The sequence below is a fragment of the Streptomyces sp. HB132 genome (assembly GCF_016909575.1).
In the GTDB taxonomy this organism is placed as follows: Bacteria; Actinomycetota; Actinomycetes; order Streptomycetales; family Streptomycetaceae; genus Streptomyces.
In genome coordinates this window covers 345,911-370,733 of sequence record NZ_JAFBGA010000006.1, presented here as the reverse complement: position 1 = coordinate 370,733, position 24,823 = coordinate 345,911, and the positions used below count along the sequence as shown (strand labels likewise).

24 protein-coding genes and 2 pseudogenes are annotated in these 24,823 nt (G+C 69.7%); 13 read left to right on the top strand and 13 right to left on the bottom strand.

The window, feature by feature from the left end; genetic code table 11:
• Positions 1-16 precede the first annotated feature (16 nt).
• The 3 genes from JOC24_RS16840 (at position 17) to JOC24_RS16830 (ending at position 2,498) form a co-directional block, all read left to right on the top strand.
• Entirely contained in the window at positions 17-661 is a 645-nt protein-coding gene (locus tag JOC24_RS16840; RefSeq protein ID WP_205021111.1) for an amino acid ABC transporter permease, read from the top strand.
• Positions 658-1,530, top strand: a complete 873-nt coding sequence (locus JOC24_RS16835) for an amino acid ABC transporter permease (RefSeq protein WP_205021110.1) — start codon at positions 658-660, stop codon at positions 1,528-1,530. Before JOC24_RS16840 ends, JOC24_RS16835 begins: the two co-directional genes overlap by 4 nt.
• A 437-nt stretch (positions 1,531-1,967) precedes the next feature.
• The gene (locus JOC24_RS16830) at positions 1,968-2,498 is read left to right on the top strand and encodes an SRPBCC family protein (RefSeq protein WP_205021109.1); all 531 of its coding nucleotides are present in this window, start codon (positions 1,968-1,970) and stop codon (positions 2,496-2,498) included.
• Positions 2,499-2,624: 126 nt separating this feature from the next.
• On the opposite strand, the gene JOC24_RS16825 is transcribed toward JOC24_RS16830, so the two are convergent.
• The 7 genes and pseudogenes from JOC24_RS16825 to JOC24_RS34015 form a co-directional block, all read right to left on the bottom strand.
• Positions 2,625-3,626: a hypothetical protein gene (locus tag JOC24_RS16825; protein ID WP_205021108.1), complete on the bottom strand. Its 1,002-nt coding sequence runs from the start codon at positions 3,624-3,626 to the stop codon at positions 2,625-2,627.
• Positions 3,509-3,802, bottom strand: a complete 294-nt coding sequence (locus JOC24_RS34210; protein ID WP_205021107.1) for an RHS repeat protein — start codon at positions 3,800-3,802, stop codon at positions 3,509-3,511. Before JOC24_RS34210 ends, JOC24_RS16825 begins: the two co-directional genes overlap by 118 nt.
• Positions 3,799-6,642 (bottom strand): AfsR/SARP family transcriptional regulator, encoded by a 2,844-nt coding sequence (locus JOC24_RS16815; protein WP_275588569.1) that lies wholly within the window; start codon positions 6,640-6,642, stop codon positions 3,799-3,801. The genes JOC24_RS34210 and JOC24_RS16815 overlap by 4 nt, the downstream gene beginning before the upstream one ends.
• Positions 6,643-7,377: 735 nt before the next feature.
• A complete protein-coding gene (locus JOC24_RS34025; RefSeq protein WP_205021209.1) occupies positions 7,378-7,596 on the bottom strand; it encodes a hypothetical protein in 219 nt (72 codons plus the stop codon).
• Between the two features lie 217 nt (positions 7,597-7,813).
• Positions 7,814-8,032, bottom strand: a pseudogene (locus JOC24_RS34020) (class I SAM-dependent methyltransferase); the annotation flags it as partial.
• 196 nt (positions 8,033-8,228) lie between these two features.
• Positions 8,229-9,131: an NUDIX domain-containing protein gene (locus tag JOC24_RS16800; protein ID WP_205021106.1), complete on the bottom strand. Its 903-nt coding sequence runs from the start codon at positions 9,129-9,131 to the stop codon at positions 8,229-8,231.
• A 130-nt stretch (positions 9,132-9,261) separates the two neighbouring features.
• On the bottom strand, positions 9,262-9,537 hold the full coding sequence (locus JOC24_RS34015) for a M15 family metallopeptidase (protein WP_307792709.1): 276 nt from the start codon (positions 9,535-9,537) through the stop codon (positions 9,262-9,264).
• A 79-nt stretch (positions 9,538-9,616) separates the two neighbouring features.
• On the opposite strand from JOC24_RS34015, the gene JOC24_RS33275 reads away from it, so the two are divergent.
• Complete coding sequence (locus tag JOC24_RS33275) at positions 9,617-9,919, top strand: hypothetical protein (RefSeq protein ID WP_239580596.1); 303 nt, start codon at positions 9,617-9,619, stop codon at positions 9,917-9,919.
• Here JOC24_RS33275 and JOC24_RS16790 read toward each other — a convergent pair.
• Both JOC24_RS16790 and JOC24_RS16785 read right to left on the bottom strand, forming a co-directional pair.
• A complete protein-coding gene (locus tag JOC24_RS16790) occupies positions 9,901-10,437 on the bottom strand; it encodes a kinase (protein ID WP_205021105.1) in 537 nt (178 codons plus the stop codon). The two genes, JOC24_RS33275 and JOC24_RS16790, sit on opposite strands and share 19 nt — an antisense overlap.
• A 204-nt stretch (positions 10,438-10,641) precedes the next feature.
• Positions 10,642-10,831, bottom strand: a pseudogene (locus JOC24_RS16785) (hypothetical protein); the annotation flags it as partial.
• Between the two features lie 169 nt (positions 10,832-11,000).
• Here JOC24_RS16785 and JOC24_RS16780 point away from each other — a divergent pair.
• Positions 11,001-11,873, top strand: coding sequence for an SDR family oxidoreductase (locus tag JOC24_RS16780; protein ID WP_205021104.1), 873 nt, complete (start codon positions 11,001-11,003; stop codon positions 11,871-11,873).
• A 63-nt stretch (positions 11,874-11,936) separates the two neighbouring features.
• Here the strand turns inward: JOC24_RS16780 and JOC24_RS16775 are convergent, their stop codons facing one another.
• From JOC24_RS16775 to JOC24_RS16760, 4 genes are all read right to left on the bottom strand, one after another.
• Positions 11,937-13,271: a methylmalonyl-CoA mutase family protein gene (locus JOC24_RS16775; protein ID WP_205021103.1), complete on the bottom strand. Its 1,335-nt coding sequence runs from the start codon at positions 13,269-13,271 to the stop codon at positions 11,937-11,939.
• Between the two features lie 89 nt (positions 13,272-13,360).
• Positions 13,361-13,552: a ferredoxin gene (locus JOC24_RS16770; protein ID WP_205021201.1), complete on the bottom strand. Its 192-nt coding sequence runs from the start codon at positions 13,550-13,552 to the stop codon at positions 13,361-13,363.
• Positions 13,553-13,578: 26 nt separating this feature from the next.
• Positions 13,579-14,814, bottom strand: a complete 1,236-nt coding sequence (locus tag JOC24_RS16765; protein ID WP_205021102.1) for a cytochrome P450 — start codon at positions 14,812-14,814, stop codon at positions 13,579-13,581.
• 55 nt (positions 14,815-14,869) lie between these two features.
• Entirely contained in the window at positions 14,870-16,102 is a 1,233-nt protein-coding gene (locus tag JOC24_RS16760; protein ID WP_205021101.1) for a cytochrome P450, read from the bottom strand.
• Positions 16,103-16,458: 356 nt separating this feature from the next.
• Here JOC24_RS16760 and JOC24_RS16755 point away from each other — a divergent pair, with 356 nt between their 5' ends.
• From JOC24_RS16755 to JOC24_RS16720, 8 genes are all read left to right on the top strand, one after another.
• A complete protein-coding gene (locus JOC24_RS16755; protein ID WP_205021100.1) occupies positions 16,459-17,376 on the top strand; it encodes a proline iminopeptidase-family hydrolase in 918 nt (305 codons plus the stop codon).
• Between the two features lie 65 nt (positions 17,377-17,441).
• Entirely contained in the window at positions 17,442-18,377 is a 936-nt protein-coding gene (locus JOC24_RS16750) for an ACP S-malonyltransferase (protein WP_205021099.1), read from the top strand.
• A gap of 36 nt (positions 18,378-18,413) precedes the next feature.
• Entirely contained in the window at positions 18,414-18,665 is a 252-nt protein-coding gene (locus JOC24_RS16745) for a phosphopantetheine-binding protein (RefSeq protein ID WP_205021098.1), read from the top strand.
• Between the two features lie 24 nt (positions 18,666-18,689).
• Positions 18,690-20,258, top strand: a complete 1,569-nt coding sequence (locus tag JOC24_RS16740) for an AMP-binding protein (protein WP_205021200.1) — start codon at positions 18,690-18,692, stop codon at positions 20,256-20,258.
• The gene (locus JOC24_RS16735; RefSeq protein ID WP_205021097.1) at positions 20,255-21,781 is read left to right on the top strand and encodes an AMP-binding protein; all 1,527 of its coding nucleotides are present in this window, start codon (positions 20,255-20,257) and stop codon (positions 21,779-21,781) included. The genes JOC24_RS16740 and JOC24_RS16735 overlap by 4 nt, the downstream gene beginning before the upstream one ends.
• Complete coding sequence (locus JOC24_RS16730) at positions 21,778-23,016, top strand: type III PLP-dependent enzyme domain-containing protein (RefSeq protein ID WP_205021096.1); 1,239 nt, start codon at positions 21,778-21,780, stop codon at positions 23,014-23,016. The genes JOC24_RS16735 and JOC24_RS16730 overlap by 4 nt, the downstream gene beginning before the upstream one ends.
• On the top strand, positions 23,016-23,459 hold the full coding sequence (locus JOC24_RS16725) for a cobalamin B12-binding domain-containing protein (RefSeq protein WP_205021095.1): 444 nt from the start codon (positions 23,016-23,018) through the stop codon (positions 23,457-23,459). Before JOC24_RS16730 ends, JOC24_RS16725 begins: the two co-directional genes overlap by 1 nt.
• On the top strand, positions 23,456-24,709 hold the full coding sequence (locus JOC24_RS16720; RefSeq protein ID WP_205021094.1) for a methylaspartate mutase: 1,254 nt from the start codon (positions 23,456-23,458) through the stop codon (positions 24,707-24,709). The genes JOC24_RS16725 and JOC24_RS16720 overlap by 4 nt, the downstream gene beginning before the upstream one ends.
• Positions 24,710-24,823: the final 114 nt, after the last annotated feature.

The window sequence follows — 24,823 nt, the reverse complement described above, 5'->3', positions numbered from 1 at the left end:
GGGGCGGGCCACCATCATGGACGTACTGACAGACAACTGGTCGCTCTACGGCAAGGGCTTCCTCGGCACCGTCGAACTGACCGTCTACGCCTCGATCCTGGCGCTCGTACTCGGCTTCGTCATGGCGTCGTTCCGGGTCGCACCCGTCGGCTCGCTCCGGGTGATCGGCACCGTCTGGGTGGCGGTGCTCCGCAACACCCCGCTGACGCTGCTGTTCTTCGCCGTACTGCTCGGCCTGCCGCGCTTCGGCCTGGTCCTGCCCTTCCAGGTATTCGCGGTACTCGCCCTCGGCTGCTACACCTCGGCCTTCATCTGCGAGGCTCTGCGCTCCGGCATCAACACCGTGCCCACGGGCCAGGGCGAAGCCGCTCGGAGCCTTGGGATGTCCTTCGGACAGACGCTGAACAACGTGGTGCTGCCACAGGCGTTCCGGTCGGTGATCCCCCCGGTGGGCTCGACGCTCATCGCCCTCGCCAAGAACTCCGCGATCGCCGGGGCCTTCAGCGTCACCGAGCTGCTGGGCACCTACAAGACCCTCAACGAGCTCGGCTACAGCATCATCTGGTCCTTCGTCTGGATCGCCGTCGGATACCTGATCATCACCCTCGCCATCAGTGCGCTCTTCAACGTGTTGGAGAAGCGCTGGGGAGTCGCCCGATGACCCACGCCACCGCCTCCGCGACCGCGCTCTACGACATTCCGGGGCCGGTCACCCGCAAGCGGCACTTCCTCTACGGAATCCTTTCGACGGCCGTGATCCTCGCGCTGCTCGGATGGGTCCTCTACCTGCTCTTCGACACCGACCAGTTCACCAGCGAGAAATGGACGCCCTTCACGTACAAGGGCATTCAGGAGCTGCTGCTGCGCGGGCTGGGCAACACCCTGAAGGCCTTCGCCTACGCGGCGGTCCTCTCCCTGGCGCTCGGAGCGCTGCTCGCCGTCGGGCGGCTCTCCGACCACAAGCCCGTGCGCTGGATCTCGACGCTGTTGGTCGAGTTCTTCCGGGCCATGCCCGTGCTGGTGATGATCTTCTTCGTCTTCGTCGCACTGAAGGTGCAGCCCCTGCCCGCACTGGTGACCGGGCTGACCCTCTACAACGGGTCCGTGCTCGCGGAGGTCTTCCGTACGGGGATCAACTCCGTGGAGCGGGGGCAGCGTGAGGCGGCGTTCGCGCTGGGCATGCGCAAGACGCAGGTCACCACCCACGTCCTGGCCCCGCAGGCCGTCCGCGCGATGCTGCCCACGATCATCAGCCAGCTCGTCGTGGCACTCAAGGACACGTCGCTCGGCTACCTGATCACCTACGAGGAGTTCCTCCACGCGGGCAAGCTGATCGCGTCGAACCTCGACTACGATCTGCCGTTCATCCCTGTCGTGATGGTGATCTCGCCCATCTACATCGGCATGTGCATGCTGCTCTCCTGGTTCGCGACCTGGGTGGCGAAGAGACAGCGGCGCAACCCCAAGACGGAAGGGACGGGCGTCGCCGCCGCCGAACCGGGAACGCTGCTGCCGGGCCGTCCGCAGTAGCCGTCGGGGGCTCCGCCCGGCAGCAGCCGGTGATCACTCCCCGCACCGCGGAACCGGTGGAATACCGGTTCCGTGCCCGGTGCGGGAGAAGGTCAGCTGCGTGCCGGCCGGGTCGCAACCGATGCGACGAGGACCGGCGAAGGACACAGGGCGACACCTGGAGGCCCACACCCCGTGGGCGTGGAGTCAGACTCCACACCCACGGGGACGGCCGCCCCGATCCCGGTCCGTGGAAAGGTGAGGGGGCGGTCGCAGGGCAGTCCGCCGGAGCCGAGCGGCCCCGTGACGTCCGTCCGGACGACACGGGGCCGCTCCTTCCTGCGCACGGGCCACGACGGAGGGCGGACCCGTGCGCCATGGCCACGGGCCGGGGGACGCTCGTAGGATTCCTCCTGCGGCATCGGCGAACGAGCGCTGCCGCAGGGGGAGTTGTTGACATGCGCTACGCCGACGGGCCCGGCACGCATCGTGAGGTCCGGATCTCCGCGAGCCCTGAGCGTGTCTGGGAGGTGCTGGCCGATGTCGAGGCCATGGCCGGGTGGAGTCCCGAGCTGATGGAAGTGGAATGGCAGGACGGCGCCACCTCGCCGGCGGTGGGGGCCCGCTACATCGGGCACAACGAGCATCCCATGAACGGCCGTTGGCGAACCGTCGCCCATTTCACCGAGTCCGATCCCGCCCGGACCCTCACCTGGTGCGTCCTGGACGTCGACGGCCGCTACGGCGAGCCGACCGAGGACCCGGAGCACCGCATGGCCACCTGGTCCTTCACCCTCGCCCCGGACGCCGACGGCGTCGTGCTGAGGCAGCCGGTCACGATCGGCCCCGGCCCCAGCGGAGTCAACACCCACATCGAGCGCACGCCCGGGAAGGAGGAGGCGATCATCGCCTACCGCGTCGGGGAGCTCGGCAAGGGCATGGACGCGACCCTCCAGGGCATCAAGGACGCCGCAGAACAGCAGGACTGAGGGCGCCGCGCCGCTCCCCGCACAGGCCTGGGAGTTGACCACCTTCAGGAGCAGTACTGAGGCAACTTGTGGGGGCCCGGCGGTCCCCTGGGCTGCGCAGGGACCCAACGCTTTGGTGAGTGGCTCTCACAAGGTCCGCCAGCGACGGACGGAGTGGTCGTGGATGGTCAGCCAGGTGCCGTCGCCGAGGGCCAGCGGGTCCAGGCAGGTCGTGCCGGGGTAGTGGAGCTCCCCCACGGGCTGGAGTGAGGGGGCGTCGAGGATGAGGTGTTGGGCGTCGTCGGACCATTGCTCGTCAGCTACGGCTGCCAGGACGCGGGTTGTGTCGAGGAATCCCGGGTGGTGGCCGACGAAGCGCTTTCCTTCGGGGAGGACGTCCTCCGCGTCTGCGCTGACGTCGGGGTGGCCGGCTCGGTAGAGGCCCAGCCATTCACCGCCCACGTCGAGCTTGAGGGTGGCGGTGTCAAGGTTCACGCCTGCGAAGGGTTCGTCTCCCAGCCCAACTGGTGAGGCGTGGAGTGCGCCGGGTTCGACCCGGACGGCCAGGGAGTAGAAGGTGTCGCCTTGGGCGGCATCCAGGAGCAGCCGACCGGGATCGGTGAGCGACTGCTGGAAGACGTAACCGGCCGAGGCGGACGGCAGGACCGTGTGGCTCACCGGCTTGCCACTCCGGATGTCGAGGGCGAGGCAGAGGTCCCCCGCGTACGAGCCGTTCCCCGTGGGGCCGGGGGCGGTAACCAGAAGTAGATGTCCGGTTCCGTCCGGTGTACAGGCGCTCGATGCGATCTGGGGGTCGTCCCAGGTGTCGAGCGTGTCTGTCCAGCGCACGCGTCCGTCCGCGTCGTACGCCGTCACGAGTCCGGCCGTGGCCACGGCGAGGCCGCCGTCGGGGAGCGGGGAGGCGAAGCCGTGGCCTTGCGGGCGCGGCGAAGGCCAGCGGCGTTGCTGGGCGAAGACGCGGGAGGTGTCCGCGTCGACGTGCCCGACCAGGATCTGGCCGTCGGATTCGCTCACCAGCCAGCAGGCGCCGTTGCGAACGAGGAAGCCGTCGTTGCGTCCGAGGGCCTCGCCGACGTTCGGCAGTTCGTCCTCGGCGAGCAGTTCGGCGGCAAGGGGCGTGTATTCCACGTGGTCTGTCTACCCTGGTGAATGCAGCATAGGCATGGCCGACTCAGTGACATATACGAGCGTAGAGTATTTCGTAGACGGAGGGTCGTCTTGCCCGCGGCGTCGGTGACCTTGGTGACATTGTTGTTGGCGTCGTAGGTGTAGCCGGTGGTGTGTCTGAACTGGTCGGTGTTCACCAGCGGCCGGTTGATCGCGTCGTAGGTCCTTCTGGGTGCGATGGCACCTCGTAAAGTTCAACCAACAATGCGCGGACCTGTTCCAGGTCCGCGTCGGGAGCGCGGACTTCGAGATAAATACCGAGGGCCTGCCGCAGGAATTCCTTGGAGGATTCGACCGATCCCGTCGTCTTATGAGTCTGACCTAGGTGGAAGAGATTCTCCGCCTCGTTGTAGCGGTGGCCTAGTACGCGGTGGAGCTCCAGGCTGCGCTCGTAGGCGTCGATGGCCTTCGCATGGTCACCGAGCTGGTGATAGGTGTATCCGAGGGTGTCCCAGGTCCCGGCTTCGCCGCGTCTGTCGCCCAGCTCGTGTTGGATGGCTAGCGCTTGCAGGGCGCAGCGTACCGACGTCGCGTGATCCCCGATCTGGGCATGGTCCCAGGCCACTGCGTTCAGAGCGCGAGCCCTTCCTGGCAAGTGTCCCAGGGAAGTGAACAGGTCGACCGCGCTCTGGTCGTGCCGCAGTGCGGCGTTCCGGTCGCCTTCGCGCTCGTATAGCCAGCCGAGAGCGAGGTGGGTGTGCGCTTGCGGAACGAGAGCGCCGCTCGCCTGAGGGAGGGTCAGGGCATGGGTGAGTTCTCGGTGGGCTTCGGCATAACGGCCGGTCTCGGTGAGAGCCCACGCGAGGGAGCGGTGGGACTCGACCTGGGCGGCGGGGTCCCGAAGGCGGATGGCGGCTGCGAGAGCCTGCGTGTGCAGGTCAGTGATGTCAGCCCAGCGTCCCTGCCGGGCCAGGTAGGTGGTGATGGCCCAGGCCAGCTGCCAGGCATGGGTGTCCCGGCCGGTGCGTGCAGCGTGGCCCAAGGTCGCGGTGAGCACGGTGTGCTCGTTCGCGAACCACCTCATGGCCTGCTCATGCGTGGTGAGGTTTTCGGGACAGGTGCCGTGCACGGCCGGGGCAAGTCGGATCGGATCGCGGTGAGGCAGAAGGAGCCGGTCGGCCGCGTATGCCGTTTGCACGTAGTGGTCGAGCACTCGAGTGCGAGCTGTTTCCCCTTCGCTGGTAGGCGCGACGGATTCCGCCAGTTCGAGGGCGTAGGCGCGCAGCAGGTCGTGGCAGGCGAAGCGTCCAGGGCTGCGCTCCTGGACGAGGTGATGCGCCTGGAGACGGCGCAGGCATGTGCGCAGGCGGGCGGGTGGCTGGGCGCTGAGGCTGACAGCGGCGGGCAGCCCGATGTCGGGGCCGGGTGCTTGGGCAAGCTGACGGAATACCCGGGCGGAGTCGGGGTCGAGGGCGAGGTAGGAGGAGGCGAAGACAGTACGTACATCGGTGGTCACCTCACCGAGGTCCAGGGCGTCGAGCCGAGCCGCAGTCCCGCGTAGCTCCGTCGCCAAGGCGGTGAGGGTGAGTACCGGATTGGTGGTGACGCGGGCGGCCAGGATGCTGATGGCCAGAGGGAGTCCGTCGCAGTACTGAAGAATTTCGGCTACGGCGTCGGGCTCGGAGGCGAGCTGGGCGGCGCCGAGACGGCGGGCAAGCAGGGCGCGCGCCTCGGTCTTTGTGAGCGTCTCCAGCGTGAGTTGCGTGGCCGCGTGGGAGGCGGTCAGCCCGGGGAGCTGGCGTCGGCTGGTGACCAGGACTGTGCAGCTGGGGCTGCCGGGGAGCAGGGGCAGCACTTGGTCGGTGTCGTGGGCGTTGTCGAGAAGGATGAGGATTCTTTTGCCTGTCGTCAGGCTTCGGTAAAGCGCGGCCTGGGCCGGCGGAGTCGTCGGGATGTCCGCGGAGCTGACGCCGAGGGCTTCGAGGAATTCCCGTGTGATCACGTGCGGGTCGGCTGGTTCTCCGGTCGGGGTGAATCCTTGGAGGTCGGCGCAGAGCTGACCGTCGGGGAAGTGCTCGTGCTGCCGGTGGGCCCAGTCCAGTGCCAACCAGGTCTTACCGACACCGCCGGCGCCGCAGATCGTCAGGATCGGCACAGTACTGTCTGGGTCGGGCTGTGCTTTCAACAGCTTTTCCATCTGGGCGAGCTCGTTGCGGCGGCCGGTGAACAGTGGCGGCGGTGCCGGCAGCTGCATGGGGGCTGACGGCGTCCGCATCGGGCTGAGAGGGGAGTGGGCCGGCGGAGCCAGCAGCGGGTCCGATACCAGGATCTGCTGGTGGAGGTCACGCAACGGCGGTCCCGGGTCGGTGCCCAGCTCTTCGGAGAGCAGGTTCCGGATGCCCTGATAGAGGTGGAGGGCCTCAGCGGCGCGTCCGCTGCGGTACAGGGCGAGGAGCAGCTGGCCGGCGACTCGCTCGTCCAGTGGATGGGTGGTTACCCGTGCGGAGAGGGAGGCGAGACATTCGCTGTGGCGGCCGGAGCGCAGCATGGCGTCGGTGTGGTCCAGTTCAGCGGCCCACCGTTCTGCCTCAAGTTGCTCGCGCACGGTGTCCAGCCAGGTGGAGTTCAGTCCGGACAGGGGATCGCCGCGCCACAGTCCGAGTCCTTGTTCGAGCAGTGCTTGGGTGACGCTGTCTTTCTCGGTCTTCTTGGCTTGCTGGATCAGGTGGCGGAAGCGGTGCAGGTCCACTGTGTTCTCGTCGACCTCCAACACGTAACCGCCCGAGCGGCGGACGATGTGGATGCCGTAGGGGATCAGGGCGCGGCGGAGCCGGGAGATGTAGGGATAAAGGGCGGCTTGGGAGCGGGCGGTCCCGTCGTCGCCCCACACCCGGTGGAGCAGTTGATCAGCCGACACGGGGCGGTTGGCGTCGATCAGCAAGACCGCCAGCACGCTCTGCTGCCGCGGGTGTCCGAGGGGCACCACATGCCCGTCGACCCGGGCCTCAAGGGCGCTCAGTAAGTGGAAATTGACCATGTCGTGGTGTCTCTCGCGCAGGCGGCAGGAGCAAGAACACCCACTGTGACCTGCTACATCAAGGTTTCGGCAAGGTTCCTCGCAAGTCGGCCGAGCATAGTTGCCGACGTGTCCCAAACCAGGCGGTCCATAGCCCGACAGGGACATGGAAGACAGGTACATACCATTCGCAAACTTCGACGAAAGGCAGCAGCACCATGCGCATTCGCAACATTATTGGAGGGCTCGCCCTCGGGGCCACGCTCACATTGGGTGCCTTGGCGGCACCGGCCCAGGCAGCTCCCGCAGCGTCTACTGTTACCCCGTCAATTGTCAGCCCCGTAGAAGCTCGGAGCGCGGCTGCGGTATGGCACTTCTACAGCAGCCACCTCACTCCGTCTGCATGCTATAACGCCGCAGTGTACTGGCAGAACAAGAATCCCTGGTGGCAGGCGCAGTGCCGGGAGTTTCCCGGCACAGACGGGGTCATGAAGTGGCACCTCTACCTGAAGTATTAGTAGAGGCGACGCCGTCCAGGTGGAGCGTACGTCGGTAGGGAGCCGTTCTTGAGTTGGCCCAAGTGCGGTTCACGAGATCCCGTCCGATCATTAGATTTGGCGGGATTTCGTGGTTCTCCGACCTCGATTCGTCGAAAGCGTTCAGAAGGTCATGATCGGGTTCGCTGCCTGGCGATGTAGTAGACGGGTGCGGCTCTCCGCTGGGCAACCGGGAGGGCACTCTGTTCGGCGCGGGCAGTCAGTGTGGGTTCAGGGCGGGCCTGGCGGCGGTGATGACGTTGTGGCGTCGGCCCCGTAGACGGCGGATTCCCGGAGTGCGGGTCCTGGCGTAGAGGGCGAGGGTGTCGGCGTCGTCGAGCCAGAGTTCCGCGTGCCAGGTCTCGGTGACGACCCGGCGGTCGTCGTAGATCCAGAATTTGAGGCTGGGCGGGACCTTCAGGGATGCGGTGAGCGGCACGACTGGGCGGGATGGGTTGTCGACCGTGACGCCCGTTTGACGCTCTCCGCGCACTCACGCTGCACGGCGAGCCGAGAAAGCCGCTCTGACCTGGTCTTTTCCGTGCCCCGCTCAGGCCGACATCTTTCCGATGACGCACCATGTGGAGTGCGTCGCGATCGTTGAGCCTGTGGCTAAGGCCGTCTGACCCGCGCAGTGCCGGTAGCGAGCGGTGCGGATCAGTGAAGGAGAGCGTCCCGAGCGCGTACGCGGCGTCGGACGGCTCGACTCCGGCCAGGTACTCGGTCACGTTCGCCTGGACGAACTCCACGCCCCCTGCGTCCGCGTGGACGGAGACTGCGCGTTCGCGCTGGGGCGGGGACAGTTCGATGCCAGTGACGCGCGCTCTGTGAGCCTGGGCAAGGTGGACGGCATGGTGTCCAGCCCCGGAGCCGATGTCCAGGACACGGCGGCCGGCGACATCGCCGAGGACCTCCGCCCCTGGTCCGCGCCCTTCTCAGCGCGTCCAGCTGAGCCGGTCGGGGGTCGGCGGTGTGTAGGCGCGGGCCATTTGGCGCTGGCCGCAGATGTGCCAGGCCCGGGTGTTGGTGTCCTCGGCGGGCACGGTTGCCTCTTGACAGGGATGGTGAAGGTCAGGTGTGCGTGAACAGGAAGGTGGGGCCGTCACCGCGCCTTGCTCGTTCGATGGCGTCGAGACGGGCGAAGGCGCGCGGTGCCATCAGCTCCTGCCAGGTCGCGAGGTCGTGGACGGCCCACATGTCGTGCTCGGCGGGGTCGAGGCGGATCCGGCCGAGCTGTTCGGCGGTCAGCTGCCCTCCGTCGAAGATGAGTCCGACCTTGTTCAACGGCAGGCGCGAACCGGCGTGCATGAAGTGCGTGAGAAGCAGCTTCGGCGTGTCCAGACCGAGTTCGAGGCCCGTCTCCTCGACCGCCTCGCGCTGAGCGGTCTGCAGCGGGTCCTCGTCCGGGGTGTCCAAGTCGCCGCCCGGAAAATGCCAGAGTCTCGAGCCGTAGACCGAGCGGAGCTGGATGGGCCGGTCGTGCGCGTCGCGGACGTACAGGCAGCCGTACACCGTGTGGTGGGGGACGGTCAGCGCATACTCCTCGGCTGTCACCGGCATGCGGCGGCCGGGCCGGGCGGGGCGGTGGTCGAAGGAAAGGGCGAGCACGCCGAGGGCTTCCTCGTCCGGTGGGTAGATGCCGCGGAGGTTGGCGAGCAGCTCTCCGGGCAGCCCGTCCGGGTCGATGCGAGCCGTGTCCTCCGAGCGGAGCAGGTCCTCGAAGGAGGAGTACAGGGTGATCCGATGCACGATGACGTCGAGTTCCCGCCCAGTGTCCCGGTCATGGAAGATGACCGTGTCGCCGACCTCGATGTCGCGCTTGTTCGGAGGGGCCACCCTCACTTCGATCGTCTTACGACCGGCTTCCACGTGGCGGTAGTACCGCCCGAGCAGGTGCATGTGGTGCTCGGGCGGTGCGTCGCCGGCCGACGGGCTCGGGACGGCCGGGATCGTCTGCTGGGTGTCGTCGGGCATACGTGCCTCCGTTCGGTGCGCTGTCCGTCCGTCGCGGTCGTGCGGACCGGTCGTGGAACGGTGGCCGCCGCACTCCTGTGTCTGCGGATCGGAGCGGGGTGGCGGGGAAGTGGACGAGTCCGCCGGCGTGCTAGGGCAGTTCGATCGGCCCGTACCGCGCGTGCGGCTCCTGGCGCATCAGCGCGTCGTACCGGTCCGCTGCAGAGAAGTGCCAGAACTCGGTTCCATAGTTCGTAAAGCCCGCGCTCTCCATGGCGTTGAGCAGCAGAGTGCGGTGGTGGCGCGCCTGGTTGCTTAGGTTGAGGGCGTGAGTGAAGCAGGCCCCGTTGCTTTCCTCGGGGGAGGCGTTGACGCGGGTGCCGAGGTCGAGTTCGTGGCCGTCCTGGTCGACGAGGGTGACGTCCACGGCCGCGCCTGCGGAGTGCGGCGCGATCTCCGGCGGAGACACGTACCGGCTGGCGGCATGGTGCAGGTGTCCAGTCGGGGTGGGCGGCGGCCAGCTCCTCGCGGTACTCGGTGAAGTAGCTCTGCTGGAGGGCCAGTGGCCGGGAGCCCTCGATGAACAGCAGGTCGGTGCCGGCGGGCAAAAGCGAGCGGGCATGTTTCAGGCGGGCGAGGATGCCTTCACGGACGTGGGCGAACGCGCCCAGCGGGTCTTGCTTGCGGGGGTCGACGCGGAAGTCGTGGCCGCGCACGTCGACGAGCGGCTCTCCGCACTCGCGCACCGGGATCGCCGCGACCTGCGGATCGGACATCAGCACCAGAGAGTTCATGGAGTCTCCCTGTGACGGCTCGCACTGCAAGGGCTGGGCGGCGGGGGCAGATCGGTGTCGCGCACGATCCGGGCGACGGTGCCTTGCAGCGTGCTGTCGACCGGGATCACGGCTTCCAGACCTCCGGGCAGCAGCTCCAGCTCCCGATACCACGAGGTGAGGTGGCTGTCGGTGACTTGCTTCAAGTACGCGGCGTCCGCCTTCGATGCGTGCCGTGCCAACGTCGTCTCCAGCGGCACGTCCAGGTAGTAGCAGGCCGAGACTCCGCGGTGGTCCCGTACCAGTGACGTGATCATGTGGCTGTAGTGGTCGGCGTACCGGATCTCTTCGAGTGCAACGTGGAAGCCGGCGTCCAGGGCGTGGCGGGCGATCCTGCCCAGCAGTGCGATGCCGGCGCCGCCGGTGGTGTCGTGCTCGCGCAGCACGGTCCGGCGGATCACGTCCTGGCCCACGATCGCGACACCGCGGCCGTAGTGATCTCGCAGCCCCTGGGCCACGCTCGACTTGCCCGATGCCGAGTTCCCGCGAATCATCGCGAGTCGGGTGTCCGGGCGACCGGCCGCCGTCGCAACGGGCACGCCACTGGGTGCGCTGGTCGGGAAGTGCCGGTCATGCGGGCCAGCCCGTCTCACTGTGCAGCTCAGCGCTCTGGATCTTCGCGATAGCCAGTCGGGTGTAGGGGACGAGGTCATCGGGAAGGGCGGCTGAGTCCCAGAATCTCCACTGCAGGGACCTGTCCGGCTCGCCGTCGCCGCCGGCGTCGCGGTTGACGACGAGCAGGCACTCGGAGTTCCCCGGCATCCCGAAGAACGCCTGCTTGCGGCGGAGTCCGCGTCGCCAGAGGTACGTCCGGGCGAGCCACCCGAAGGCGGCGCTGATTCCGGCGGCTATGAGACCGAGCACGATGTTGCGTACGTCGTCATTCATGAGCGGGCATGGTAGCGGTCCGTTCGAACGGGCGGCCGAGGCGGTCCTGGCGGCGGGGTGCGAATCAGAGACCCCCTAGGGGCTCGTAGGGGCTGCGGCCCGAGGAGACGCGTTCGTAGGCTGCCGACCGAATCCCGTCATCCGACGCCCCGAAAGCAGGCGATACACCATGACGTCGGTCCTCATCACCGGTTGCAGCAGCGGTATCGGTTTGGAGACCGCGCTCGCGTTCGCCCGCAGGGGGGATCGCGTCCACGCCTGCGTACGCGATCCCGCCACCGCCGGTGAACTGCTCGACCGCGCCCGGGCGGAGAACCTCACCCTGGACGTGCCCCGGCTCGATGTCACCGACGACGCCTCCGTCGCCGCCGCTGTCGCAGGGGTGCTCGAACGGCACGGTTCCATCGACGTGCTGGTCAACAACGCCGGCATCGACCGCACCGGGACCGTCGAGACCATGCCGCAGGACGAGGCGCGTGCGGTGCTGGAGACCAACCTCTGGGGGCCGCTGCGGACCGTGCGCGCGGTGCTGCCCTCCATGCGCGCCCGCGGCAGCGGCGTCGTCGTCAACGTCTCCTCCCTGGCCGGCCGTACGTTCGCCGTGCCGCACGGCGGCTTCTACGCCGCCAGCAAGGCCGCCCTGGGCACGCTCAGCGAGGCACTGTCCGCGGAGGTGCGGCCCTTCGGGATCCGCGTGGTATGCCTCGAACCCGGCAGCTTCGCCTCCCGCATCAACCGCGACAGCCCTCTGGACGCCGCCCCCTCGCAAGTGTCCGCGGCCGACCCGTACACCGCGGACCGGGCGTGGACCGCGCGGTTTCTCGCCCGGGTCCAGGAGGGTGCCGGCGACTGCGGCGAGGTGGCCGAGGCGGTGCTCGCCGCCGTCGACGACCCCGGGACACCCCTGCACACGCCGGTCGGCAAGGACGCGGAGACGGCGCTGGAGTATCTGGGCACCGCCTCCTACGAGCAGTGGCTGCCGCTCTTCCTGCAGCAGGCCCAGTCCCTCGTCGGCCCCCGGCCCGGAGGGGGCACGGAGTGAGGCGTCCCGCGCCGGTGCGGTGAAAACCACCCGGCCCGGGGGCCCGGCCCGCCCGCGGGCGGTTCAGCAGAATCCGCCGGGGGTGTGCGTGCCCCAGATCTCGCGCAAGGCGTCGCAGACCTCGCCCACGGTCGCTCCGGCGGACAGGGCGTCCTTCATCGGGTACAGCACGTTGTCGTCCCCTGCCGCAGCCTTCTGCACGCCGGCGAGGCGGCGGTCCACGCGGTCCTGATCCCGCCAGGCGCGGAGTTTGGCGAGGCGTTCGGCCTGTCCGACCTCGACGGAGGGAGCGACGCGGAGAGGTCCGGGAGACTCCACCGCGCCTGGCACGCCGGGCCGGAAGCGGTCCACTGCGACGGCGGTCCGCACGCCGGAGCCGGTCTCCCGGGCGACACGGCGTGCGTGGCCGTCTATCTCGCCTGCCTGGTAGCCGTGTTCGATGGCCGCGACGGCCCCGCCGAGGTCCTCGACCCTCCGCATCAGTTCGACCGCCGCCGCCTCGACGTCGTCGGTCGTCCCCCCGGCGACCCGGCATCCGGAGGGGGAGGAAGCCGCAGTGGTCCCGTCCGCCTCGTACGCCAGGACCCGCGGCGCCAGGGACCCGGGCTTCCTCGCCCCGAACTCCTCGCGCATCACCCGTGCCCAGATCCGCCGTGCGGCACGGAGTCCGGCGGCCCCCCGGTGTGCTGTACGGGTCGTGAAGGAGAAGGAGAGCCGCGGGGCGAATTCGTCGACGTCGACGCCGGCCGCGACCGCCGCGCGCACGTACTGGATGCCGTCGGCCAGGGTGAACGCGATCTCCTGTGCGGGCGACGCGCCCGCCTCGGCCATGCGGTGGCCGGAGACCGCGAGCGTGTCCCACCGCGGGATCTCGGCCCTGCAGTAGGTGAAGACATCCGCGGTCAGCCGCAGGGAAGGCTTCGGCGGGAAGATGCACGTGCCGCGAGCGATGTACTCCTGCAGCACGTCGTTCCGGATCCCGCCCGTCAGCAGACCGGCGCCGACCCCCTGCTCCTCTGCGACCAGTTGGTAGAGCAGGAGCAGCAGGGAGGCGGGGGCGTCGACCGTCATCGACGTGGAGACCTCGGCCAGCGGGATCCCGCCGAGGAGGACGCGCATGTCGTCGATGGAGTCGACGGCCACGCCGGTCCTGCCGACCTCGCCGGAGGCGACGGGGGCGTCCGAGTCGCGTCCCACCCGAGTGGGCAGGTCGAAGGCCACCGACAGGTCCGTCGTGCCGTTCGCGATCAGCTGCTTGTACCGGCTGTTGGCCTCCCGCGCGGTGCCGGAACCGGCGTACGGACGCGTCGGCCACGGCCGGCCCGGCCGGGCGCCGGGTGCGTGGACAGGCTCGACGGGCGGTCCCGATCCGGCGGAACGAGGTCGGTTCGTCACCACGGGTTCACGTCCTCGGTCGTCGTCGTCGTGCGCACCGTGGTGCCGTCCGTCGTCGCGCACGGCACCACGGCGTCGAGGCGGGCTACGGATCAGCCGGTGACGCGGATGGACTGTGACGGGCACAGTTCCACCGCACGGTGGACCTCCTCCAGCAGCTCCGCCCCCGGCTTCTCCTGGAGGACGACGACGAGACCGTCGTCGTCCTGGTCGAAGACCTCAGGGCTCTGCATCGCGCACTGGCCGGAGCCCACACACCGGTCGTGGTCCGTGGTGACACGCATGGCAGTCATTCCGATCGGATCGGCCGTCACCAGGTGACGGGCAGCTCGTAGACGCCGTAGACCATGGCGTCGTCCTTGTACCGCAGTTCTTCCACGGGCACGGCCAGCCGGAGGCCCGGAATGCGGCGGAGCAGGGTGGCGTACACGATCTCCAGCTCCGCGCGGGCCAGGTTCGCGCCCATGCACTGGTGGATCCCGTACCCGAAGGCGAGATGACTGCGCGCCTCCTTGCGGTGGAAGTCGAGGGTGCCGGGGTCGGCGAAGACCCTCTCGTCGTGGTCGGCGGCGTTGTTCAGCGCGAGGATGCCCTCACCGGCGCGGATGGTGACGCCGCCCACCTCGATGTCCTCGACCGCGACACGGGCGGTGCCCGAGTCCGATATGGAGAAGACCCGGAGCAACTCCTCGATGGCGTTCGGCAGCAACGTGTCGTCGGACCGGAGTTCGGCCATGTGGTCCGGGTGCTCCAGCAGGGCGAGCACACCGAGCGCGATCATGTTGGCCGTGGTCTCGTGGCCGCCCACCAGCATCATCCGGGCCATGGTCACCACGTCGATGTGGTCGGCGGCCTGCTCGGTGCGGTTCTTCTCCAGGAACCTGCTGATCAGGTCGTCACCCGGCTCGGTCTCCTTGAGGGTGACCAGCTTGTCGAGGTACGTGTCCAGGGCCTGCACCGCCGCCCCGTACTCCTCGGGGGTCAGGTCGTGGTTCATGAGGGCCGCCGACCACTCCTCGAACTGGGCGTGGTCGCCGTAGGGGACCCCGAGCAGTTCACAGATGGTCAGCGACGGCACCGGCAGGGCGAGGGCCTGGACCAGGTCCACCGGGCCGCCCGCGGCCAGCATGGCGTCGATGCGCTCGTCGACGATCTCCTGGATGCGCGGGCGCATCTCCCTCGTCCGCCTCGCCGTGAACTCCGGTATCAGCATGCGGCGTTGAGCCGTGTGGTCCGGCGGGTCCATGGACAGCATCATCAGCCGGACATGGGCCAGCATCTCCTCGGAGATGTGGAACTGGTGCGGGTAGCCGGGACGCTTCAGATTGGAGCTCACCCGCGGGTCGCCGAGCACCTGCTTGACGTGTTCGTGCCGGGTGACCAGCCAGGTCGGCTTTCCGTTCACCTTGAGCGAGGCACGCGACACGGGCTCGTCCGCGCGCAGTCCGGCGTACTCACCCGGCTCGCTGAACGGGCAGGTGCGTCGCATCGGGAACTGCGGGTACGGCGACGCCGTCTCGGGCGCCGGGTCTGCGGGCTGGGTCATGGCTGCCTCTCGAACGGAACGGTGGGGGAGGGAATGCTCAACGAGGTGTCCGGCGTCACCAGGTGACGGGCAGCTCGTACAGGCCCCAGACGATGGCGTCGTCCTTGAAGCGCAGCTCGTCGGCCGGCGTGGCCAGGCGCAGCGTCGGCACCCGGCGCAGCAGCGTGGAGTAGACGACGTCGAGTTCCATCCGGGCGAGGTTCTGGCCGACGCACTGGTGGACGCCGTACCCGAAGGCCACGTGGCTGCGGGCCTCGCGGCGCACGTCCAGCCGGTCCGCGTCGGGGAAGACCTGCTCGTCGTGGTTGGCGGCGTTGTTCAGCGGCAGGATGCCGTCGCCGGCGCGGATGGTGACATCCCCCAGCTCGATGTCCTCCATGGCCACGCGCGCCGTGCCGGCGTCCGAGATGGAGAACAGGCGCAGCAGCTCCTCCACCGCGTGCGGCATCAGCTCGGGCTCCTCGCGCACGGCGGCGAGCTGGTCCGGGTGCTCCAGCAGGGCCAGCACACCCAGCGCGATCATGTTCGCGGTGGTTTCATGACCGGTGACCAGCATCAGCTTGGACATGCTGGCGATGTCCGAGTGCTCCACCGCGGGGGTCTCCCGGTTGAACGCGATCAGCCGGCTGATCATGTCGTCGCCGGGCTCGCTCTCCTTCGCGGTGACCAGCCCGTCGACGTACCGGTCCAGCTCGTAGTGGGCCATGCCCCGGTCCTCGTCGCTGACCTCGTGGTTCATGATGGCCCACGCCCACTGCTCGAACCGGGCGTGGTCCTCGTAGGGGACGCCGAGCAGTTCGCAGATCACCAGGGACGGCACCGGCAGCGCGAGGGCCGTGACGAGGTCCACCGGGCTGTCGCAGCCCTTGGCCAGCATGTCGTCGATCTGCTCGTCCACGAGCTGCTGCACCCGGGCGCGCAGCTCGCGCATCCGGCGCACGCTGAACTCCGGTGCCAACATGCGGCGTTGCACCGTGTGGTCCGGCGGGTCCATGGACAGGAAGGTGAGAGGAACCGACTGGAGGATTTCCTCCGGCACCGGCACCTGGAGCGGGTAGCCCGGAAGCTTCAGGTTGGCGCTGACCCGTGCGTCGCCGAGCAGCTTCTTGTACAGGTCGTGGCGGGTGACCAGCCAGGTCGGCTTGCCGTTGACCTTCAGCTGCGCCCGGGAGACCGGTTCGTTCTCGCGCAGTTCGGTGTAGGCGGCCGGCGGACTGAAGGGGCAGGCCCGACGCATCGGGAACTCCGGGAGGGCGCCCTCGGCGGCCGCTTCGGCAGGTGCAGTCATGGTGTCCTCTTCGCACGGGAGGGGGCGGGCCGCGCCGTTCACCCCGGAAGGGCTCCGGGCTCGGCGCCGGCGCGGCTTCCGCCGGCCGTTTCCCGCACGCTAAGGAGCGGCGCCCGGGGCGGCCCACCCCTATGTGCCCCTAGCGGCACGGCCCCCGGAGGGGTGCGGCCGTGGTACCGGTCACTCCCCCTACCACTAGGGGCGGTTAGGGGTCCGTCGAACCTCTGGGCCACGGTTAGCGTCGGCTGCGGACCACGGCGGAAGCACGGTTCGCCCAGCACCGCACGCTCCGCGGTCCCGGCCGGCTCTCTGACCGGACGGCCGTCGCACTCCGCAGCCGAGTAGAGGTGATCAGCGTGTCCCCGAAACCCAGTGCGCAGGGTCTCGTCCCCAGCGTCAAGGGCACCGTCCCCTTCGGGGAGTACCGGACCTGGTACCGGGTGACCGGGGAACTCGGGGCGGGACGCCCCGCGGTCGTCGTCGTCCACGGCGGCCCCGGCAGTACGCACGACTACCTGCTGTCGCTGGCCCGCCTCGCCGAGGACGGCTGGCCGGTCGTCCACTACGACCAGCTGGGCAACGGCGGATCCACCCACCTCCCCGACAGTGCACCGGACTTCTGGACGGTCGACCTGTTCCTCGACGAACTCGGCAATCTCGTACGGGAACTGGGCATCGCCGACGACTACGTCCTGTTCGGCCAGTCCTGGGGCGGCCCGCTGAGCGCACGGCACGCCATGGGCCGTCCTCCCGGCCTGCGCGGTCTGGTCGTCGCCAACGCGCCGGCCTCGTACCCCATCTGGCTTCAGGAGATGGCGCGGCTGCGGGCCGCCCTGCCGCCGGACGTACAAGCGACCCTGGTGCGCCACGAGACGGCCGGGACCTACGAGTCCGAGGAGTACCTGGCCGCGATGCGTGTCTTCTACGACCGCCACGTGTGCCGCCTCACGCCGTGGCCACGCGACTTCCTCTCCTCCTTCATGGAGACCTACAACGACCCGACGGTCTACTACGCGATGAACGGCCCCACCGAGTTCCACGTGATCGGCTCACTGAAGGACTGGTCGATCGTCGACGAACTGCACACCATCAGCACGCCCACGCTGCTCCTGAGCGGACGTCACGACGAGGCCACCCCGGCTGTCGTCCAGCCCTACATGGACCGCGTCCCCGGGGCCCGCTGGGAGATCTTCGAGGAATCCAGCCACCTGCCGCACCTGGAGGAACCGGACCGGTTCTTCGATGTGCTCACCGACTTCCTCGCCGGCCTGTGACACGCCGCGCCACGACGCCGGCCCGGGCGTCGCAGACCACCGTGAGAGGGGGCGGGAACACCGCCATGGCGTACGACACCGCTCTCGTCTTCCCCGGCATGGGGCCCGTCCCGTTCGCCGAGGTGGGCCGCTTCATGGTGGCCAACCCCGTGGCCCGGGACCTGGTCGCCGTCGCCGACGACGCCCTCGGCTACTCACTGGTGGACGCCTTCCGCCGCTCCGAGGGCGACTACTCGGAGGCCGCCCAGGTCGCCTTCTTCGTGAACTGCCTGGCCAGCGCGTACTGGGCGACCGAGCACCTGGACGTCGCCCCCGACATCGTGGCCGGCCCCAGCTTCGGGGAGAAGGCGGCCCTCGCCTACACCGGCGTCCTCGAGCTGCCCGATGCGGTCCGGCTCACCGCCGAGATCGCGCGGTGCCTCGAGTCGTACTTCGCCGAACACCACAGGGACGTCGTCACCCTGTCCTTCGTCCGCGCCCCGCGCGAGGCACTCGACCCGATCCTCGCCGAACTCGACGAGGCGGGGGAGTGGCACGAGATCTCCTGCCACATCGACGACGGCTTCTGGATGGTCTCCCTGGCCGAACACCGTGTGGAGTGGATCCAGGAGCGGCTGCGCGGCATCGGCAGCCTCCCCCTGTACACGATGCGTCCCCCCATGCACGCGTCGGCGTTCGCGCCGCTGCGCGCCAAGGCGGAACGCGAGGTCATCTCCCGCTACACGTTCGCCGACCCCGCGCTCCCGGTCGTCGCCGACCAGGACGGCAGGCTGCTGCACACGGGTGCGGAACTGCGCACCATGCTGCTCGACGGCTTCGACCACCCCATGAACTGGCCGAGCGTCACCACGGCCCTGCGGGACGCCGGAGTCCGGCGTGTGTGCGTCGCCGGCCCCGACAGCCTCTTCGGCCGGGTCCCCTGTACCACCCGCACCTTCGAGGTCGTCGCCGCGCACCCCCGCCTGGCGATGACCCCACGGCGCCGCACACGCGCCGCCTGAACCGTCCGATCCACCCCAACCGCTGGAGGCACACCCATGTGGGACGACCAGTTCGAAGAGATACTCCGACCCTTCCTGCCGTTCCTGCCCCCGCAGGAGCCGCTGACCACCGACCAGGAGCTGAAGGACCTCGGCCTGGACTCGCTGGGCATGGTCCAGCTGCTCGGCACGCTGGAGGAGGCGTACCAGGTGCGCTTCCGTGACAGCGCGCTGACCATGGGCACCTTCCGCAGCGCGGGCGTGCTGTGGGAGACCGTCGAGGGCATGCTCCAGCGCACCACGAGCTGACGGGACGGACCCTTGCACCCCACCATGGACGGGGCCCTGTCCGGACGGTTCCTGCGCGGGCTGGCCCTGGCGCCCGACCGGCCCGCGCTGCGGGCCGGCGGCGCCGCCCTCACCTACCGGGAACTGCACGAGCGGGCTCTCCTGCTCGCCGGCTCCCTGCTGTCCGGTCTTCCCGACCAGCCGCCCGCGGTGGGCGTGCTGGCCGGCAAGGGACCGTCGGCCTACCCGAGTCTGCTGGCCGGTCTCTACAGCGGGGTCACCGTGGTCCCCCTGCAGCCGGCCTTCCCCGCCGCCCGCACCCGGCAGATGATCGAGGCCGCCGGGGTGGGCGCCCTGCTCGCCGACGACGACGCCCTGCCCGCGCTGACCGCGCTGCACGAGGCCGGCGTCACCCTGCCCACCCTGTTCGCCCCCGGCGGGCAGCCGATGCCGGCGCTCGCCGTCGACCCCGGCAGCGTGCTGAAGGCACCGATGCCCGCCCGCCCGGACGACACCGCCTACGTGCTGTTCACCTCCGGCTCCACCGGTCGGCCCAAGGGTGTGCCGGTCACCCACGCCAACACCGCGCACTACTTCTCCCTGCTCGACGAGCGGTATGACTTCGGCCCCGAGGACGTCTTCTCGCAGACCTTCGACCTCAACTTCGACTGCGCGATGTTCGACCTGTTCTGCGCCTGGGGGGCCGGAGCCACCGTCGTCCCCGTTCCCGCGCGGGAGTACGCCCGGCTGCCCGAGTTCGTGGCGGAGCAGGGTGTGACCGTGTGGTTCTCCACCCCCAGCGCGATCTCCCTGGTGCGGCGCACCGGCGGTCTCGCACCCGGTGCGCTGCCCTCACTGCGCAGGAGCTTCTTCGCGGGGGAGGCGCTCAGCTGCCGGGACGCCGAGGACTGGGCCGCCGCGGCCTCCGGCACGGTGCTGGAGAACATCTACGGGCCGACCGAACTGACCATCACCGTCACCGCGCACCGCTGGCGGCCGGGCCACCGGCACCTGCACGGAATGGTGCCGATCGGGGCCGTGCACCCGGGACACGCGGTACTGCTGCTGGACGCAGACGGCTCGCCGAGCACCACCGACGAGGGCGAACTGTGCATCGCCGGGCCCCAGTTGACACCCGGCTACCTCGACCCGGCCGACGACACCGGACGCTTCCTGGAACGGGACGGCCTGCGCTACTACCGCACCGGCGACCGGGTCCGCGGCACCGACAGCGACGGCCTGCTTTACCTGGGCCGCCAGGACGCCCAGGTCCAGGTGCACGGCATACGGACGGAACTGGCCGAGGTCGACGCCGCGGTGCGCGGCTGTCCGGGCGTCGAGGACGCGGTGACGGTCGCGGTCCCCGTGGACGGCACGGTCGAACTCGCCGTCTTCCACACCGGCGACCCGGTGCCGCCCGCCCGGCTCGCCCGTCACCTCAGGGAACTGCTGCCGGCCGCGGTCGTCCCCCGGGCCTACCACCACCTGGACGCACTTCCGCTCAACCCCAACCGCAAGACCGATCGTAGGCAGCTCACCTCCCGCGCCGCGGCCCTGCGACAGCAGCCCGCCGGAGCCGGGACCAGGACCGAAGGACGGCAGGAGTCGCAGTGAACGGTCAACCGACAGCGCAGGCACGCACCGACGCCCGGATACACGACCTGCTCGACGAGGCCACCGCCGAGCACCCGGACGCGGCGGCGGTCGCCGACGGCACCGGGCGATGGACCTACCGGGAGCTCACCGCATGGAGTCACGCCGTCGACGCGTGGCTCCAGGCCCAGGGCATCGGCCACGGCGACCGCGTCCTGGTGCAACTGGCCAGCACCCGCGAGCTCGTCGCCCTGCTGTACGGTACCGCCCGCCGCGGCGCCGTCCTCGTCCCCGTCAACACCGGCATGAAGGACTACCACCTCAGGGCCGTCGTCGAGAACTCCGAACCGTCACTGGTGGTCGTCGACGGTACCGCCGTGCCCCGCGTGTCCACGCTGGCCGGGCCGGTCACCGTCCTCGGCCTGGACGAGGTCTGGCAGGCGGTCACCGACCTGCGTGACAAGGAGGCCCGGGGCGACGGCGCTCCCGTCCACAGCGACGACCTCGCCGTCCTCGTCTACACCTCCGGCTCAACAGCGGCCCCCAAGGCCGTCGTCTGCCCGCACGGCCGGATGGTCTTCGCCACCGATGCCATCAACCTCGAACTCGGCTACCGCCCCGACGACGTGGTCTTCTGCCGCTTCCCCATCTCCTGGGACTACGGCCTCTACAAGGTGCTGCTCACCGCGGCGGGCCGCAGCGAGATCGTGCTCGCCGACGGCGAGTCCGACCTGGTGCTGCTGCGCCGCATCCGGGAGACCGGGGCCACCGTCGTCCCCATCGTGCCGTCCCTGGCCACCATGATCTGCGCGCTGGCCGAACGTGAACCGCGGCAGGACTCCACCGTCCGCATGTTCACCAACACCGGGGCGGCGCTGCCGAAACCCACCGCCGACGGGCTCCGCACGGCCTTCCCCGGATCCGAGGTGGTCATCCAGTTCGGCCAGACCGAGTGCAAACGTGTCTCCGTCCTGCCGCCCGACCAGCAGGACGCCCGGCCCGAGTCGGTCGGCCGGCCGCTGCCAGGAACCCGGGCCTTCACCGTCGACGACGACGGCAACGCGCTGCCGCCCTGGCAGACCGGGGAGATCGTCGTCGAAGGCCCCCATGTCATGCCCGGCTACTGGCGTGCGCCCGAGCAGACCGCACGTGCCTTCCGGCCCGCGCCCGACGGCGGACTGCGGCTGCACACCGGCGACTTCGGACACGTCGACGAGGACGGGTTCCTGTACTACGAGGGCCGCCGGGACGACGTGTTCAAGCACAAGGGCGTCCGCATGAGCACCACCGAGATCGAGGCCGCGGCCACGGACGTACCCGGTGTCCGCGCCGCCGCGGTCCTGCCGCCCGCCCCCGGCCGCGACCTCGCGGTCTTCGCCGAGGGCGGCATCGACCCGCACGTACTGCTCCGGGAGCTGTCCCTGCGGCTGGAGCCCGCCAAGGTGCCCGGCGTCAGCCGTGTCGTCGACGAACTGCCTCTGACCGCGCACGGCAAGCACGACCGCAAGCAGCTCCTCAGCCTTCTGGAAGGAACCACGCCGTGACCGGCACCACCGACCTCGCCCGGCGCTTCGGCACCCCCTCCTACGTCTACGACCTGGACCGGGTCGCCGCGGCACGGGACGAACTGTTCGCCGCGCTGCCCGCCGAGGTCGCCGTGTACTACGCGGCCAAGGCCAACCCGCACCCCGAGATCCTGCGCGAGATGCGGGCCGGCGGCCCCCGTGTCTGCCGCGCGGAGATCAGCTCCGTCGGGGAACTCGACGCCGTTCTGCGGGCCGGCTACGAGGGAACCGAGATCCTGTACACCGGCCCCGGCAAGACCACCGAGGAGCTCGCCGAGGTCATGACCCGGGGCGTGCGGACGTTCTCCGTGGAGTCGCCCGGCGACCTGCGGCGCGTCGGCGACACGGCCGTGCGGCTCGGCATCACCGCCGACTGCCTGATCCGGGTCAACAACCCCACCGGGGCCGCCGCCACCAGCATCCGCATGACGGGGGTGCCCTCACAGTTCGGTTTCGACGGCGAGCACCTGCCCGGTCTCGCCGCGGAACTGCGCGACGTACCCGGCACCAGCCTCGTCGGACTGCACTTCTTCCCGCTGAGCAACGCCAAGGACGAGGCGAGCCTCATCGCCGAGTTCCAGCACACCATCGCCACCGCCGCCGCACTCCAGCGGGACCTGGGTGTCGACTTCCGCATCATCGACCTCGGCGGAGGCTTCGCCGCGCCGTACGCGGTACAGGGACGGCGGCCTGTCTACGGCCAACTGCGCGAAGCCCTGGCCACGTCGCTCGACGAGCACTTCCCGGGCTGGCGCGACGGCGCCCCGCGCATCGCCTGCGAGTCCGGACGGTATCTGGTCGCCGACAGCGGCACCCTTCTCACCAGCGTCGTCAACGTCAAGGACAGCCGAGGCACCCGCTACGTCGTCCTCGACGCCGGCATCAACACCTTCGGCGGAATGTCCGGTCTCGGCCGCATCCTGCCGGTCTCCATCGAGCCGCACGAGTCCGTCGGCACCGACGGCGTCCCGGCCCACCTCGCCGGACCGCTGTGCACGCCCGGCGATCTGCTCGGACGCCAGGTCCCGCTGTCCGACCCGGCCCCCGGCGACCTGCTGACCGTCCCCAACGCCGGTTCCTACGGGCCCACCGCCAGTCTCCTGATGTTCCTCGGCAGGCCCGCACCCACGGAGATCGTCGTCCGCGGCGACGACCTCGTCTCCGTCTCCCGCATCGAGCACACCCGAACCTACGAACACGGACAGGCCCTGTGATGAGCAATCCCCCCACCCCCGGTGACCAGCCCGTCCTCGTGGCGGGCGGCATCTCCGACTCGCACACCTGGAACCTCGTCTACCTCCAGCTCCTCATCGAGGAGCACGGCCACCGTGTGGTCAACCTCGGCCCCTGCGTCCCCGAGGACCTGCTGATCGGCGAGACCCTCGAGTGCGACCCCGCGCTGGTCGTGATCAGCAGCGTCAACGGGCACGGCTACCACGACGGCATGCGCACCGTCACCCGGCTGCGCGAGCACCCCGGCCTCAGTGGCGTGCCCGTCGTCATCGGCGGCAAGCTCGGTATCGCCGGGCCCTGTGGCGACGAGGAGGCGGCCGCACTGCGCGCGGCCGGCTACGACGCGGTGTTCGAGGAGACGGCCGACGGCATCGCGGCCTTCCGCCGGTTGCTCGACGCCCTGCCCCAGCGGGCCCTGGTGTGACCGGTGCCGGATTCGGCGCGTTCGTGCGCCGGGCCCACGAAGCCGGCCGGCTCGTGGTGCAGCCCCGGATGGGAATGAGCAGCCCGCAGCGCATGCGCGCCGGGCTGCTCGCCACCCGGGACGCCGACGCGACGACCGTCGGCACCCTCACCCTGGACAGCTACACCCGGGTCGGTGACCTGGAGTCGGCACAACTCGCCGTACTGGAGGGGGTCGACCTCAACGGCTATCCGCTGGTGAGCCACGAAGCGGCCACCACCCGCCGGGTCCTGGACGGCATCCACGGCCCGCGGTTCCCGGTACAGGTGCGGCACGGATCGGCAGCGCCCCAGCACATCTTCCGAGCCCTGACAGCCGTGGGGCTCGACGCGTCGGAGGGCGGGCCCGTCTCCTACTGCCTCCCCTACGGCAGAGTCCCGTTGCGCGAGTCCGTCGTCCACTGGACGGAGTCCTGCGAACTGCTCGCCGCGTTCCGCCGGACCGGCGTCGAACCGCACCTGGAGACCTTCGGGGGATGCGTGCTCGGCCAGCTCTGCCCGCCCGGCCTGCTCGTCGCGGTCAGCGTGCTCGAGGCGCTGTTCTTCCGCCGTCACGGAATCCAGAGCATTTCGGTGAGTTACGCCCAGCAGACGAATCGGCGTCAGGACTCCGAAGCGGTCGCGGCGTTACGCAGCCTGTGCACGCTGTTCCTTTCGGACACCGAATGGCACGTAGTCGTCTATGCCTACATGGGATTGTTCCCGGAAACCGAGCACGGCGCCCGTGGACTGCTCGCGCAGGCCGCCGAACTGGCCGTCGGAAGCGGCTCCGAGCGTCTTATCGTGAAGACCGTCGCGGAATCCCGGCGTATTCCGTCGGTGGCCGAGAACGTGTCCGCACTGGAATACGCGGCCGCGGTCGCCGCGCGCACCGCCCGGGACCCCCTGGAGGGCACCGGGACGGAGACGTACGCCGAGGCGTACGCGCTGGTCGACGCGGTGCTGAACCTGGACGAAGACCTCGGCACCGCACTGCTGAAGGCGTTCTCCGAGGGCCGGCTCGACGTGCCCTACTGCCTGCATCCCGACAATGCCGGACTGAGCCGGAGCTATATCGCCGAGGACGGCCGGCTGTGCTGGTCCGACGTGGGAAAGATGCCTCTCTCCGGTGTCGTCGAAGCCCGCCCGGCCCACACGGTCACCTCTGCGGGACTGCTCGATTCCCTGTCCTACGTACGGCGTTCGTTCGATAGCCCCAACGCCCTTCCGTGATCCGGGGATTCGCCCGGACCCGCCCCTAGGGGTGCCTAAGGGTGTGGGCCTTCCGGGGTCGTCATTACCGTGAGAAAAGAGGTGGGAAACGGTGTCGGTCGAAAGTGGAGATGC

Coding starts and splice junctions, on each gene's coding strand:
- JOC24_RS16745 (WP_205021098.1), top strand. CDS start 18,414: ATGTGGGACGACCAGTTCGAAGAGATACTCCGACCCTTCCTGCCGTTC.
- JOC24_RS16770 (WP_205021201.1), bottom strand. CDS start 13,552: ATGCGTGTCACCACGGACCACGACCGGTGTGTGGGCTCCGGCCAGTGC.
- JOC24_RS16840 (WP_205021111.1), top strand. CDS start 17: ATGGACGTACTGACAGACAACTGGTCGCTCTACGGCAAGGGCTTCCTC.
- JOC24_RS16835 (WP_205021110.1), top strand. CDS start 658: ATGACCCACGCCACCGCCTCCGCGACCGCGCTCTACGACATTCCGGGG.
- JOC24_RS16780 (WP_205021104.1), top strand. CDS start 11,001: ATGACGTCGGTCCTCATCACCGGTTGCAGCAGCGGTATCGGTTTGGAG.
- JOC24_RS16765 (WP_205021102.1), bottom strand. CDS start 14,814: ATGACCCAGCCCGCAGACCCGGCGCCCGAGACGGCGTCGCCGTACCCG.
- JOC24_RS16830 (WP_205021109.1), top strand. CDS start 1,968: ATGCGCTACGCCGACGGGCCCGGCACGCATCGTGAGGTCCGGATCTCC.
- JOC24_RS16750 (WP_205021099.1), top strand. CDS start 17,442: ATGGCGTACGACACCGCTCTCGTCTTCCCCGGCATGGGGCCCGTCCCG.
- JOC24_RS16790 (WP_205021105.1), bottom strand. CDS start 10,437: ATGATTCGCGGGAACTCGGCATCGGGCAAGTCGAGCGTGGCCCAGGGG.
- JOC24_RS16760 (WP_205021101.1), bottom strand. CDS start 16,102: ATGACTGCACCTGCCGAAGCGGCCGCCGAGGGCGCCCTCCCGGAGTTC.
- JOC24_RS16815 (WP_275588569.1), bottom strand. CDS start 6,642: ATGGTCAATTTCCACTTACTGAGCGCCCTTGAGGCCCGGGTCGACGGG.
- JOC24_RS16740 (WP_205021200.1), top strand. CDS start 18,690: ATGGACGGGGCCCTGTCCGGACGGTTCCTGCGCGGGCTGGCCCTGGCG.
- JOC24_RS16800 (WP_205021106.1), bottom strand. CDS start 9,131: ATGCCCGACGACACCCAGCAGACGATCCCGGCCGTCCCGAGCCCGTCG.
- JOC24_RS16725 (WP_205021095.1), top strand. CDS start 23,016: ATGAGCAATCCCCCCACCCCCGGTGACCAGCCCGTCCTCGTGGCGGGC.